Origin of the sequence: Lysinibacillus sp. NPDC097195 (genome assembly GCF_044762075.1) — a bacterium.
Lineage (GTDB): Bacteria > Bacillota > Bacilli > Bacillales_A > Planococcaceae > Lysinibacillus.
Genome location: NZ_JBIWDP010000001.1, coordinates 1,403,439 through 1,416,805 on the forward strand (window position 1 = coordinate 1,403,439; position 13,367 = coordinate 1,416,805).

The window sequence follows — 13,367 nt, forward strand, 5'->3', positions numbered from 1 at the left end:
TTTATCTACTTGTTTTACAATTTTTAGCGTGACCACTATTTTGAAAGCTAAAGGAAGGAGGAAGGTGTTGCAAATGACTCAACATCGATAAATACTATGAGATTAATAAAACAACTATTCATTGCAATGATTATCATAGCTTTTGTTTTCTGTATTTGTTCGTATATGTTGGTTCAGTTATTTAAGCCTACAGACACAGCGGTACAACCATATGTAGATGAAGGCCCAAGTGTAGAAGAATTTATTGGCTCTATAGCTGAAACAGCGAGACAGCTCGGTGCTGAATATGACTTATACGCTTCTGTCATGATTGCACAAGCCATTTTAGAGAGCAAGCAGGGCCAGAGCGGTCTTGGTTCCGCTCCGAATAACAATTTATTCGGTATGAAAGGCAAATATCAAAACGATTCTGTCACACTTGAAACAGTTGAGGATGATGGCGCCGGTAATTTGACGACGGTGATGGCTGAATTCCGCAAATATCCCTCCTATGAGGAATCCATGAAGGACTATGCCAATTTACTGCGCAACGGTGTATCTTGGAATAAAAACTTCTATACGGGTGTTTTCAAAAGTAATACAAAATCCTATGTAGATGCGACAAAATTTTTAACAGGGTCCTACGCAACGGATTCCACATACAATGAAAAGCTGAATCAATTAATAGTCAAGTACGACTTACAACAATACGACAACCCTGTGAAAAATAAAAAAACGATTACTGTGGCAGATGGTGATTCGCTAACGCATATTGCCCAGTTGCATAATGTTAAGGTCACATCCATTAAGCAATGGAACCAACTACGTTCGGATGCCATTGAAGCGGGTCAACAGTTAAATATTTATCAATATTAAACATGCAAACGCTACATAAAGGAAGCGTAACAGCTATGCAAACAAGCGAGGTATTCGACGGGTTAGCCGTTGAATACCTCGTTTTAATTTTAAGCTAGCTTAAAATATGCTTCCAATGGCTGAAATAGCCGTTGCTAAATCTTTTCGATATAAAGGATGTTGTTCATCGAGGCTATTGATATTGACCTCATTGCCATCGAGTGATGAATGGACATAAAGTGTTTGGCCTATAAACATGGCAACATGACCAGGGAAAAATAATAAATCTCCTTTTTGCATACGCTCAAAGGCTATTTTCTTTATTGGAAAACCAGCTACAATTTTTGCATCACGGAAAATGGTTACACCATTTAGCATATAGGCCATGGAACACAAGCCTGAGCAATCAATACCTAATGGCGACTTCCCTCCCCAACGATATGGGGTTGCCAAATAACTAAGCGCGGTTTTCACAACATTTTCTCGGAACAAAGCTTCTGCAAGACTATTTTCTGTAACTTTTTGGTGAAGCCATTGTTGACGTAAATAGCCAATCTCACCCGAAGCTAATTGAACAGCTGCCCATTGGGTATTGACTGTGTTATCCAGCACAATGTTTTGTACAATGGAACCTTGCACCAATGTCATGATTTTTGAGCTTTGAATGTTAGGTTGCTGTAAAATATCTGCAAAACGCTGACCAATAACATGTTGGGCATTTAATACCCAAGCATTTGTTGTACTTGCATCTATCAGCAACTGTTTTCTCTGACAGTAGCCTTCATAACGATAGGCTGTTCGAACACGCACCCAATCATTATCAAGCTCTTGTAATAGATGGACAGGCATCCCGTAAAGCACTTCATCAATCAATTCAGAAGTATGATTTGGTGCTGCATGGAGATTGGCAATCATCGCGGTTACAATTGCATTCATGTCACCTCTCCTTTTAATTGTAGTCTATTGTCATAAACAATCTTTGAAAGATGGCCGATTAATTGGCGGGCGCTATCATTTTCGTTAACCTCTGTAATAAATACACCTATACCATAATCGTGCACGTTATTGTAAAGTATCCCTACATCATGGTCAACACTATCAAGACTACCTGTTTTATGGGCTATTTTTATATCGTCGACTATATAACGTCGTAAGCAGTCATGAAAGCGCTGTCTGCACAATATCTCAATAACAAGCTGACTTAGCGGCGGTGTTAGGATAGTTTGTTCATAAATTTGGCTGAAAAGGTGTGCCATATCTCGTGCAGTTGTCACATTATCTATACCTTGTCCTAGTCGCTCAATATCCATCATTTTTCGTTGTATAAGTGTACCTGTCAGCCCCATTTTTCGAAAACAACTATTGAGCGCTTTCATCCCGATCATATCGATGAAGACATTAGTCGCTGTATTGTCACTTGTCGTAATCATCCATACTAAAAGCTCATAAATTGTACTTGTTGTGATTCGTTGTTCACTAAGTACGCTAAAGTCAACCCAGTCCTCAGGTCTTATCGTCAATTCTTGGTGTAATGACGTATTGCAATGTTCAATAGTATCTAACACAGCAACTAGTATAGGTACTTTAATGAGGCTTGCACTAGAAAATGGCTCATCTAAGCGTTCTTTTACGATGAACTGATTCGTCTTAAAGTCTTTCACAAACATATGCACTTTGTATGGAGCGTTTTGGATGATTCGTTGAATTGTCTGTTGCATAGTGCACCTACCCTACGACTTTAATTTTTTTCGTTTCTGCGTGGACGATTATTGTTCGACCTAAAGGTAGAGACATCGTTGGTAAACAGTGGCCACAGGCAAGATCCATTAAAATTGGTTTCTGCAATGGTATTAAAATTTCCTCAAAAATTGTCTTCAATGAAAGGCTACGTTCTGGATGCTGTGGATTTTCTGGCCCGCAATTTGTCCATGCCCCTAGTAGTAACCCTGCAGCATCATCAAGCTTTCCTGCTAGTTTTAACTGTGTTAGCATGCGGTCAACACGTTGCTCGCTCTCATCAATATCTTCTAAAAATAAAATCTTACCTTTCGTGTCAATTTCATATGGAGTGCCAAGAGATGCTGTGATTAATGTTAAATTGCCTCCTATTAATTGTCCTGTTGCTTTACCTGTTACGAGTGTTGTCATAGGTTGCTGTGGAGGATTGAGTAGTAAGTCGTTGTTATCTGTTGCCATCACCTGCTTGCAAAAGGAATCCCACGTATATTGATCCATGTTTTGCGTAATAAATTCGGTGGAAGGCATTGGCGTATGATATGTGACAAACTTACATTTTTGATTAAAGGCAATATGTAATGCCGTCACATCGCTATAGCCTGCAAATACCTTTGGATTCGCTTGTATCATGTCAAAATCAAGTTTAGGCAAAATCTTCGTTGCTCCGTAGCCTCCTCGTATACAGAAGATTCCATCTACTTGTGGATTACGGAACATGTCATTCACCTCTTGCGCACGCAGTTCATCTGAACCAGCTAAATAACCATGCCTTGCACGACATGTCTCGCCTACCATAACGTTAAATCCGAGCTTTTCTATACTGGCGATTGCAGCGTTAAGCTTTTCTGGTGGCATAGCACCTGACGCACTTATAAGCCCGATAGTATCTCCTTGTGCCAAAGCTTTCGGTCGAATCATTCGTTCACCTCCACTTGTTGTGCTGTCCGATAATTAGCAACTTCCTCTTCATTAGCCAATACAAAATGCCCTTGCTCTATTTCCACAAATGCAGGGGGTGCGCTTTCATAACGATGTTGTAATGGGTTATATATTTCCACAACCTTCTGGCGCTCCTTATACGGATTTGGTTCAGGGACAGCCGACAATAACGCCCTTGTATAAGGATGGATAGGATTGCTAAAAAGCGTTTCCGTTTCAGCTAATTCAACAATTTGCCCTTTGTAAATTACTGCAGTACGATCTGTAATAAATCGCACAATCGATAAATCATGCGCAATAAATAAATAAGTTAAGTTATTTTTTTTTTGTATATTGGATAGCAAATTTAACACTTGCGCTCGAATCGACACGTCTAACGCAGAAATCGGCTCATCCGCAATAATAAATTCAGGCTCCATTACTAATGAACGCGCAATGCCAATGCGCTGACGTTGTCCGCCAGAAAATTCATGTGGAAAACGGCTAGCAAACTCGGGTAATAATCCAACATTTAACAGCGCATGGCGAACTTTCCGCTGACGGTCTGCTTCATCATGGAAATTTTTTGTATTAATAAGACCTTCTGAAATAATATAGTCAACCTTAGCGCGTTCATTTAAGGATGCCATAGGGTCTTGAAAGATCATTTGAATTTTTTGCGTAATTTCACGGTCCCAATCTTTAGTAATTTTTCCGTTGATTTTCTTGCCATGATACAAAATTTGACCACCCGTTACTTCGTTGATGCGCATGATAGCACGTCCTATGGTCGTTTTACCCGAACCTGATTCACCAACTAAGCCAAAAGTTTCTCCTTTATAAATTTCGAAGTTCACATTGTTAATCGCTACAAATTTGTTTTTCCCTTTGCCAAAAGTAATGTTCAAGTTTTTTACTTCTACTAATACTTCTTTATGGCTCATTGGCATACAATCTCCCTTCTTCAAAAAAAGTTTGCAGTGCTGCAGGTGGCTCTACTTTTGGAGCACGTGGATCGAGTAACCATGTCCGTGCATAGTGTGTCTCACTGACTTGAAAAAAGGGAGGGCGTAACTCATAATCTATCTTTAAAGCAAATTGATTGCGCGGGGCAAACGCATCTCCTTTGATTTCTTTAAAAAGATTAGGCGGAGTACCTTTAATAGCAAAGAGCTGTTGCCCTTTTGACCCGAGCTGTGGCAAGGACGACAGCAGTGCCCATGTATACGGATGCTTCGCATTAAAAAATACTTCATGTGTACTGCCGACTTCAATTACATCCCCTGCATACATGACGGCGACACGATCTGCTACTTTTGCAACAACCCCTAAATCATGTGTAATATAAACGGTTGTTAAGCCATATTTTTGCTGAAGTGTTTTTAAGAGTTGTAAAATTTGTGCTTGAATGGTTACATCAAGTGCTGTCGTTGGCTCATCACAAATTAAAATTTTCGGTTTACAAGCAAGGGCAATGGCAATAACGATACGTTGACGCATACCTCCTGAAAACTCATGAGGATATTGCTTATAGCGCTTCTCTACATTATCAATACCGACATCCGTTAATAATTTTAATGTTTCTTGATAGGCGGTTTTGCCCTTTAGCCCTTGATGTAACACGACACACTCCTCAATTTGCTTGCCGATTGTTTTTAATGGATTCAACGAAGTCATCGGATCTTGCGTAACAATAGCAATCTCTTTCCCACGGATACTCAACCATTGTTGTTCTGTTGTAAACTGGGCTAAATCCATATCGTTATAAACTATTTGTCCTTGCTTGATCGTACCGTTTTTATCGAGCAAGCCCATAATGGATTTCATCAACACTGATTTCCCTGACCCTGATTCTCCCACAATGGCAAGGCTTTCACCTTGGTAAAGCTCAAGCGAGATGCCTCGAATTGCTGTTAGTTTTTGACCCCGTAGTGTAAATTGAATGACCAAGTTGTGAACTGTCAAAATACGGGATATAGCTTTTTTCACGACCATCTTCATCCCCCTTTACACATGATTTTTTGGATCTGCTGCATCTGCAAATGCATTACCAATAATATAAAATGCGATTGTAATAACACTTAGTACAATACTTGGGAAAATTAACTGATACCTTAAATCCGGCGACATCATCAGCACTCGACCTTCATTAATTAAATTCCCTAAGGATGGCTCACTAATTGGTAGCCCTAAGCCGATATATGTTAAAAACACTTCTGCGCCAATGGCAAATGGAATCGCTAAAGACATCCGAAGCATGATGACAGATATTAAATATGGCAAAAGATTTTTTAGGATAATTCGGTAGTCTGGGGTACCCAAACATTTAGAGGCTAAATTATATTCGCGATCCCGTAAAATCACAATTTGATTACGAATAAAACGTGCCATTTCTACCCAACCCGTAATACACATGGCGATAATAATGGTCGAAATGCTAGGGCGTAATATATAGGACATGAGAATAAGAACAATCGTTGTTGGGATATTATCTACGACATTATAAAGCTGAGTAATCGGCATTTCTAACTTACGAGAAAAACCCCACAGTGTACCGATCGTGATTCCTACAACTGCTTCTACTAACGCGACTACACAACCAATCATTAATGATGTTCTCGTGCCAGCCCAAATACGCGACCATAAATCTTGACCAATGGAGTTTGTACCAAACCAAAATTCAGCGTTAGGGGCTATGTTGCGGGCTTGTAATCCCGTTTGATCATCGAGATAAATTTCATTTGGTGATTTTTGCGCAGGCAAATAGGGCTGGAAAATCGTGAATGCTACGATGATGAAAACGAGCGCTAACAACAGCACCGCCATGCGATTTTTCAAGAAAGATTGCCAAGTAGAGCGCCAATAAGAATAATTAGAATATGCGATTGCTTCGGCTTGACGATCCGTCCCTTCAAAAAATTCAAAAAGCTCTGCACGAGACTTGTCTGAAATATTATCGATTTCATCTGTATAAAGACTCATTAGCGCACACTTTCCCCTTTCCCTAATTTAATGCGTGGATCAACGAGCGCCATGGCGATATCCCCTAAAATCAATCCGATAATGCCAAGTGACGAAAAGACCAGCACTAAACCTTGGACAATGGTATTATCCTGTCGCTGAATCGCATCCACAAGTAAGCCACCCATGCCAGGAATAGAATACAAGGATTCAATATAAATAGAGCCCGTAATGGTAAAAAGGATGGTGGCCGGCAAATACTGCGCCATTGGAATAAAAGCATTACGCAATACATGACTAAACATCAATGTACGCTCTTTGACTCCTTTTGCGCGTGCAAGTTTTATATAATCTTTGTTTAGTTCATCGACCATATAGCGACGCATCCACATCGCATAAGAAGCAGTCGGTGCTAACGCCATCGAAGTAAGCGGTAATAGCCAAGTAATCGGTCTATATTCATCAAAGAGCATTGGTAGATGGAAAATATCAGTAATATACATTTGAATAACTAAGTAATACACTGCTGCTGGTACGGCTACAACAAAAACAATGTAGCCAGTCCCCAGTCGATCCAGCCAGCGCCCCTTCATATGCGCCATTAAAATACCAAGTGGCACCCCAATTAAAAGCGATAAGACTACAGCACCTAATCCAAATAACAAAGAATACGATATTTTATCAGCAATAATGGTCACAACTGGCACATCCGTACGATATGTAACGGATTTGCCCAAATCACCACGCAATAAATCCGCATAAAAATTCCCTAATTGCACTGGCAATGGATCTCGTAACCCTAAACTCGTTAAATATACTTCCTTTTGAGTTGGTGACATTTTCTCTGCCGCTGCTCCTAAATAGCCTTCTTCAGGCATTAATCGTAGTAACGAGAACACGATTGTGATAATAATAAACAATGTAATAACAGATTGTAATAAACGCTTCCCTACATACCACAACATACAAGCGTCCTCCCTTCATGAAATCGCTGTATAAGTACAAAGGAGATGCCGAATCAGCATTTTCGGTCATCTCCTCGTATCGAAAAATCACCACTAGTTGCCTACTGATTGAAGCTTGGCAATGATTATTCCACTTTATTTTTTTGTGGCATTGGTTAATGCCTCTGCTCGTTCCTGCTCCCACTGTGCCAAAGCAGCCTTAAATTCGTCATTACTCATTGGTTTTTCTAATACTTTTTGCCCTTTAAACTTCTCTGCTGTGACACCAAATGGCGAATATTGCGCTTCAAATGGATTTAATTTTGAAGCAACATAGCCGCTACCACCTACTGAATATGGAATGACAAATGCTTCTTCAATAAGAAAAGCTTCAGCTTGTGCAAATAGATTATAGCGTTGTGCCGTATCGATTGTAGCCTTTGCCTTATCCAGTAAATTCAAATAGGTTGTTTTGCCATTTGCTTCTGTATAGCCTTCTGCTAATTCAGGCTTATTGTATGTGCCATCCACACTAAATGGTTCTGTATACGTGGAAGGATCTGCATAATCCGGACCCCAGTTTGCTTCAATCATTGCAAATTTACCAGGACGTCGAACTTCTGATAAAAAGCCTGTGGATGGACCTGCTTCTACGATAATATCCACATAGTCCGCTCCTAATAATTTTTCAATTTGTTGTTCAATAACTTGTGTACGATTTGCCCAATCTGGCATACCTGAGTTGTATGGCATTAAAACCTTTACCGGGAAGGTCGCTTTCCCTTCCAGTGTAGTCATAGCTTTGGCTTTGAACTGTAATGCTAAATCTTTATTAAAGGAATCATTGTTTGTCATGGCAGCTAGCGGCTCTAGTTGTGTATAGTCAACCCCGTCCACATCGACAAAGTTTTTCGGTGTAATTGTATTGCTTAGCAAATCTTGAGGATTATATGGTTCGACTGTTAACATCGCAGATACACGATCAAGTGCATGGAATAGCGATTTCCTAAAATCTTTATTATTAACAGCAACCTTCCAATTATCTGGTTCATATTCTGCGTCAAATTGAGGATTAAAGTTTAACGCATAGAAATAGGAATAAAAATTATTTTGCGTTTGACGCACTTGCGATTTTTTCTTCTCATCATTAAACCATTCATCAATAATGGAAGTTGGAATTTCCGCTGTATCTACTTCGCCACGTAAAAATAACTCTGGTGCGACTGTTGCCGCTTCTTTGTTATATTTATAACGAATTCGCTCAATCAGCACGTTATCTTTATCCCAATACGTGTCATTTTTCACTAGCACGCGCTCATTTTGCGGCTCAAATTTATCTAAAATATAGGCACCGTTATAAAGGAAATTTTCACGTGTTGTGCCGAACTTCTCACCTGTTTCAGTTAAAAACTTACCATTTACCGGGAAGAAGCAGACATAGTTCAACATCGACAGGAAATAAGGTGTTGGCGCCTCAAGCGTATATTCCACTGTCTGTTTATCAATCGCTTTAATGCCTACCTTAGAAAAATCCGTTATCTCCCCGTTATAGAATGCCTCACCATTTTTTACAACAGTTGCACTCCAAACGGTCGAAGATTCATTTTTTGCATCAAGCACATACTGTAAGCCATCGACAAAGTCTTGTGCCACTACATCTGCATATTCCTTGCCATCATGAGTAACCCATTTCACATCATCCCGAAGCTTAAAAGTCCATACAGTTGCGTCCTCATTGGATGACCATTCTTGTGCAATACCTGGTTGAACGACACCATACTGATTATATTCGATGAGCCCGTCCACTAAATTTGCCGCTACTGCAAATTCATTTGTTTCAGATGTTTTTAAATAATTTAATGTTTTTATCTCCCCTGAATAAACGACACGGTACTCGGATTTTTTGTCATCCGAAGCATCATCACTACAGGCTGCACACAATAAGGCGACTAGACATACTAAAAGAAACCACTTCTTTTTCATATTGAGCATCCCCCTAAGCTTTTATTATCTTAAACATGCTATTGCAACGGTCCCGAGGGAACCACTTGCAATAGCCTGTTCCTTACTTAAACTTGGTATTGTTACAATGGCTTGCACTTCAGCTGTTATCCATTCACCTATAGTCTATTCTTATGTTAAGAACTGTAATATACGAAGTACTTCAAAATAATCATCGGTAACAAATTCAACCGTGTTATGCGGTTTAAATGTTGCATTCGGATAAAATGAATTCCGGTAGGCACGAGTATGGTCTCGGTAAATAATTTCTACTACAAAACGCTCAGGCAATGTCACCTGTAAATCGTTGCGAGATACTTTCATCGATGCTTCAACAAGTCGCTTTGTTTCGGCAATAGCCAATTGAGGACTGACATTAATCGTGGCATTGCCTACTCCTTCCTTAGTAGCAAATGTTACGATGAAAGGATTGATTGCTTGAATCTCTTCTGTTAATCCTACATCTCCACTAACAAATGACACTGGCACACCGTGTAATGCAGCAGCGTACGTATTAATAAGAAATTCACTTGCATATTCGCCGTTTATTTTAATATCAGAAGTAGTACTTAGTGTGTGTGCCAATGGATTGCGTTCGCTTCCACCTTTACTGTGATAGCCAATAAAAATAGCCCGATCAAAGCGATGATCAAGACCCGCTACCATACACATCGGGTCATATGTCCAGCCACGAATCACTTTACAATTGATGGGCAAGTTCGAAATATCTAGATTTCGCGCTGAGTCATGCGCATCTTTTAGTAAAATTTCCGTTGCACCACCTAACATAGCCCCTTCAATGGCCGCCTCAACTTCTTGTGTCATCTGCTTTTGAAAAAAAGAATATTCAGGAGAATTCAGCTCTGTCTCGCTCCATGCTGTTGTGCCTGTAATACCTTCAATGTCTGCACTAATATACACTTTCATAAATATCGATACTCCTTTATCAAATGGTTTTTAACGTTTGCCTCAATAGCACCGTATTTAGCTTCGTTAGCGTTAACTCTTCTTGCCCAAGCAATATTGTGAAAGTCATAATGCCACCATTCCTCCGCATAATTCGTAAAACCTACGGTCGTCAAACAATGATACAAAAGCCGTCGATGATTTAGAGCTGCTTTATTTTCATCTGGGTGCTGTTCAAAATAACACGTCGCTGATTTTGCACTCATTTCATCAAAGGCAGTTCCGAGATCAAGTGCCTTGCCGTTAACATCACCTAATGTTATATCAACCGCACCGCCTGTTAGATGTGGTAGAAGATGCTCTTGACCTATCTTTGGAAAAGCGACATATTTTAATGTTTCGTTAAAAATAGTATCCTTTGTGAATCCAGGTTGTTGCCTTGTTATTTGTTCAGCAAAATGACGAAATAAATACTGTTGCACCTCAATTGGCCTAAAGCCGTCATATAAAATCAAACTATATGAATCTGGCAATAAAACTAAAGCATCCAGTAACAGCGCCAAAACGTTTTGGCGCACATAAATCGATTGTAAGCTATGTGCAATTTGTTGTTGGTAATAGACTGGCTGCGTAAAAATTCTTGGATGTTGGTTGTCAATTTTAATTAATGGCTCCGTACTTTTTTGAATGTTCGGAGTTAATTGATTGATTGGCGTTTGGACGACATCAATCGGCTTAGATAACTTTTCACGCACCTTAACCCACCTCACTAGAAAGAACGTCCTTAATTATTAGATTATTCAGTATTTTCATTGAATAGTATCACACCATATCAATGTTGACTAGTTAAAACAAGAATAATTACAAAATAATAGTAATTATCTGAAAATCATACAAATAACAGTTCGATAGCTCAAAATTTAATATATACGGTCGAAATAATTATTTTTTTAAAGGAATTTCCCGATATTTTACTTTAAAGGTTGTAAAATGTTGGATGAACACAATGGAAGATTGCAAGGAAGAGGTAATAGTAGTGTAAAACATTAGTAAAAAAAGCTATTGAAGCACCATTATGCTCAATAGCTTTTCGTTTATCTATGAAAATTATAGGCTTCTACTACATGGCCATCTCGACCTGTTGTTGTACGTGCTTGTGAAAGTGAATTGAGGATTGCTTCCTCAGTTGCTTCCGCAGCCGCTGTAAAAAGTTGATTCATGATTGGATGATCCTCACGTAGTTGGTAACGTGTCTCTATATAGCTGTCTGAATGATGTGTAATACGATGTGCAGTCGAAAAACCAATTACAATGTCACCACTTCCATGAGAAAAATGACTACCAGAACGTCCTAGCCCTATACCACATCGTTTAATTACACGTCTAAGTTGGCGACTACTGAGCGGCGCATCTGTCGCCAGCACAATGATAATAGAACCGTCGGTAGGAGAGACGACAGATTCATTTTCGGAGCTTTCAACTTGAAAACGCTCCGTAAAAAACTCCGTACGCTGGCCAAAATTAGTTAATACTAGACAGCCAACAGTATAGTGGATTTCTGCATGCGCTATAGTTACGATGCGCGACGATGAGCCAATCCCGCCTTTATAGCCAAAACAAACCATCCCTTTTCCTGCCCCTACTGCTCCTTCTTGCGCAGTATTATCAGTGGCATTACTAATCGCCTCTATGGCGTGCTGTGGTGTGACAGGACATGCTCGAATCGAATTTAAATAACTATCATTACATTCACCAACAACAAGATTTATCGTGCCTGTCGTATCCCCAATTTCGATATTGCTATCTAACATATATTGCAACGTTCCTTGTGTTACAGCAGGAACGCCAAACGTATTTGTAAGCATAATCGGGGATTCAATGATGCCTAGCTCATTTACTTGCACAAGGCCTGTTGTTTTGCCAAAACCATTTAGTACATAACTAGCACCCGTTACTTTTTCTTGAAATAAATTATTACCATGCGGTAAAATGGCCGTTACCCCAGTACAGGCATATGCCCCATCTTCATTTATCTTTTCATCGAGCGTAACATGTCCTACCTGCACTCCATTTACATCAGTAATACAATTTTTTTCTCCGACAGGTAGCATGCCAATTGTCATGCCCATATCCCGCACTTTTTTTGTCATATTATCGCCCCTTCATTATGCTAGTGACTTCTCTACAGCCGCCAATGCATGTATAACGGTTGTGTCGAAAACAGGAATTGGCACATCTTCTTGCTTGATTAATAAACCAATCTCCGTACAGCCAAGAATAATACCTTGGGCACCAGCATTCACAAGGTTTTCAATGACTTGTAAATAGCGTTCTTTGGAAGCCGCTTCTATCTTTCCTAAACATAATTCCTCATAAATAATACGATTGACAGCTGTTCGTTCTTCCTCGTTTGGTACGATGACGTCAATGCCTAAGTGTTCGATTCGCTTTTTATAAAAATCTTGCTCCATCGTATATTTTGTACCTAGCAATGCAATCGTTTCTATACCAGCCTGTTGAATTTGCGTGGCTGTTGCATCAGCAATATGTAAAACTGGAATTGAAATTTTTGCTTCAATTAAATCAATAACTTTATGCATGGTATTTGTACATATAACAATGAAATCAGCTCCCGCTTTTTGTAAAGACAATGCCGCATCACCTAAGATTTGCCCTGCATGTTGCCATTGTCCGTTCGCTTGATAATGTTCTATTTCTTGAAAATCAACACTAAATAGAATGCATTTTGCAGAATGGAGACCTCCCAATTGTTGCTTTACTTTTTCATTGATAAGTCGGTAATACAAGGCAGAAGACTCCCAGCTCATACCACCAATAAATCCTATCGTCTTCATATCATCAGCTCACTTTCCCATTTAATGTTTATTTATTAAATATAATGGTCTTTCGTGAAATTATCTTAATTTTCTATTAAAATAGAGGTAAAAAGACCACAATATTTTTATAAATTATCGTTTCATCTCTACTATGTAGAGGTATAAAAGAAAAACCAACATCAATACTAAGTTGTAACGGTGTAGTTTTACAACATCACCATTCCTTGCT

Annotated in this window: 13 protein-coding genes; 1 reads left to right on the top strand and 12 read right to left on the bottom strand. The window is 39.3% G+C overall.

All coding sequences use genetic code 11. The features are described 5' to 3' along the window. The first annotated feature begins 96 nt into the window (after positions 1-96). The gene (locus ACIQXI_RS07240) at positions 97-855 is read left to right on the top strand and encodes a glucosaminidase domain-containing protein (RefSeq protein WP_402923004.1); all 759 of its coding nucleotides are present in this window, start codon (positions 97-99) and stop codon (positions 853-855) included. 99 nt (positions 856-954) lie between these two features. On the opposite strand, the gene ACIQXI_RS07245 is transcribed toward ACIQXI_RS07240, so the two are convergent. The 12 genes from ACIQXI_RS07245 to ACIQXI_RS07300 all read right to left on the bottom strand — a co-directional run bounded on the left by ACIQXI_RS07245 (position 955) and on the right by ACIQXI_RS07300 (position 13,156). Next, on the bottom strand, positions 955-1,770 hold the full coding sequence (locus ACIQXI_RS07245) for an NlpC/P60 family protein (RefSeq protein ID WP_402923005.1): 816 nt from the start codon (positions 1,768-1,770) through the stop codon (positions 955-957). Next, complete coding sequence (locus tag ACIQXI_RS07250) at positions 1,767-2,552, bottom strand: serine hydrolase (RefSeq protein ID WP_402923007.1); 786 nt, start codon at positions 2,550-2,552, stop codon at positions 1,767-1,769. The genes ACIQXI_RS07245 and ACIQXI_RS07250 overlap by 4 nt, the downstream gene beginning before the upstream one ends. Before the next feature lie 7 nt (positions 2,553-2,559). Continuing rightward, positions 2,560-3,489 carry a S66 peptidase family protein gene (locus tag ACIQXI_RS07255; protein WP_402923008.1) on the bottom strand — a complete coding sequence of 310 codons (930 nt, stop codon included), beginning with the start codon at positions 3,487-3,489 and terminating at the stop codon, positions 2,560-2,562. Continuing rightward, on the bottom strand, positions 3,486-4,433 hold the full coding sequence (locus tag ACIQXI_RS07260; protein ID WP_402925698.1) for an ATP-binding cassette domain-containing protein: 948 nt from the start codon (positions 4,431-4,433) through the stop codon (positions 3,486-3,488). Before ACIQXI_RS07260 ends, ACIQXI_RS07255 begins: the two co-directional genes overlap by 4 nt. Next, on the bottom strand, positions 4,423-5,484 hold the full coding sequence (locus ACIQXI_RS07265) for an ABC transporter ATP-binding protein (RefSeq protein WP_402923010.1): 1,062 nt from the start codon (positions 5,482-5,484) through the stop codon (positions 4,423-4,425). The genes ACIQXI_RS07260 and ACIQXI_RS07265 overlap by 11 nt, the downstream gene beginning before the upstream one ends. Before the next feature lie 12 nt (positions 5,485-5,496). Then, positions 5,497-6,471 carry an ABC transporter permease gene (locus tag ACIQXI_RS07270; protein WP_402923011.1) on the bottom strand — a complete coding sequence of 325 codons (975 nt, stop codon included), beginning with the start codon at positions 6,469-6,471 and terminating at the stop codon, positions 5,497-5,499. Beyond that, the gene (locus tag ACIQXI_RS07275; RefSeq protein ID WP_402923013.1) at positions 6,471-7,415 is read right to left on the bottom strand and encodes an ABC transporter permease; all 945 of its coding nucleotides are present in this window, start codon (positions 7,413-7,415) and stop codon (positions 6,471-6,473) included. The genes ACIQXI_RS07270 and ACIQXI_RS07275 overlap by 1 nt, the downstream gene beginning before the upstream one ends. Positions 7,416-7,550: 135 nt before the next feature. After that, positions 7,551-9,377, bottom strand: a complete 1,827-nt coding sequence (locus tag ACIQXI_RS07280) for a peptide ABC transporter substrate-binding protein (protein ID WP_402923015.1) — start codon at positions 9,375-9,377, stop codon at positions 7,551-7,553. Between the two features lie 150 nt (positions 9,378-9,527). Further along, positions 9,528-10,322: a M55 family metallopeptidase gene (locus ACIQXI_RS07285; RefSeq protein WP_402923017.1), complete on the bottom strand. Its 795-nt coding sequence runs from the start codon at positions 10,320-10,322 to the stop codon at positions 9,528-9,530. Further along, positions 10,319-11,056, bottom strand: a complete 738-nt coding sequence (locus ACIQXI_RS07290) for a M15 family metallopeptidase (protein ID WP_402923019.1) — start codon at positions 11,054-11,056, stop codon at positions 10,319-10,321. The genes ACIQXI_RS07285 and ACIQXI_RS07290 overlap by 4 nt, the downstream gene beginning before the upstream one ends. Before the next feature lie 339 nt (positions 11,057-11,395). Next, positions 11,396-12,451 carry a DmpA family aminopeptidase gene (locus ACIQXI_RS07295; RefSeq protein ID WP_402923021.1) on the bottom strand — a complete coding sequence of 352 codons (1,056 nt, stop codon included), beginning with the start codon at positions 12,449-12,451 and terminating at the stop codon, positions 11,396-11,398. 15 nt (positions 12,452-12,466) lie between these two features. Then, positions 12,467-13,156 carry an aspartate/glutamate racemase family protein gene (locus tag ACIQXI_RS07300; protein WP_402923023.1) on the bottom strand — a complete coding sequence of 230 codons (690 nt, stop codon included), beginning with the start codon at positions 13,154-13,156 and terminating at the stop codon, positions 12,467-12,469. Positions 13,157-13,367 lie beyond the last annotated feature (211 nt).

What these genes read in the sequence shown, in the direction of transcription:
- ACIQXI_RS07265 (WP_402923010.1), bottom strand. Translation starts at nt 5,484, where the DNA reads ATGGTCGTGAAAAAAGCTATATCCCGTATTTTGACAGTTCACAACTTG.
- ACIQXI_RS07285 (WP_402923017.1), bottom strand. Translation starts at nt 10,322, where the DNA reads ATGAAAGTGTATATTAGTGCAGACATTGAAGGTATTACAGGCACAACA.
- ACIQXI_RS07250 (WP_402923007.1), bottom strand. Translation starts at nt 2,552, where the DNA reads ATGCAACAGACAATTCAACGAATCATCCAAAACGCTCCATACAAAGTG.
- ACIQXI_RS07240 (WP_402923004.1), top strand. Translation starts at nt 97, where the DNA reads ATGAGATTAATAAAACAACTATTCATTGCAATGATTATCATAGCTTTT.
- ACIQXI_RS07260 (WP_402925698.1), bottom strand. Translation starts at nt 4,433, where the DNA reads ATGAGCCATAAAGAAGTATTAGTAGAAGTAAAAAACTTGAACATTACT.
- ACIQXI_RS07275 (WP_402923013.1), bottom strand. Translation starts at nt 7,415, where the DNA reads ATGTTGTGGTATGTAGGGAAGCGTTTATTACAATCTGTTATTACATTG.
- ACIQXI_RS07245 (WP_402923005.1), bottom strand. Translation starts at nt 1,770, where the DNA reads ATGAATGCAATTGTAACCGCGATGATTGCCAATCTCCATGCAGCACCA.
- ACIQXI_RS07280 (WP_402923015.1), bottom strand. Translation starts at nt 9,377, where the DNA reads ATGAAAAAGAAGTGGTTTCTTTTAGTATGTCTAGTCGCCTTATTGTGT.
- ACIQXI_RS07295 (WP_402923021.1), bottom strand. Translation starts at nt 12,451, where the DNA reads ATGACAAAAAAAGTGCGGGATATGGGCATGACAATTGGCATGCTACCT.
- ACIQXI_RS07300 (WP_402923023.1), bottom strand. Translation starts at nt 13,156, where the DNA reads ATGAAGACGATAGGATTTATTGGTGGTATGAGCTGGGAGTCTTCTGCC.
- ACIQXI_RS07270 (WP_402923011.1), bottom strand. Translation starts at nt 6,471, where the DNA reads ATGAGTCTTTATACAGATGAAATCGATAATATTTCAGACAAGTCTCGT.
- ACIQXI_RS07255 (WP_402923008.1), bottom strand. Translation starts at nt 3,489, where the DNA reads ATGATTCGACCGAAAGCTTTGGCACAAGGAGATACTATCGGGCTTATA.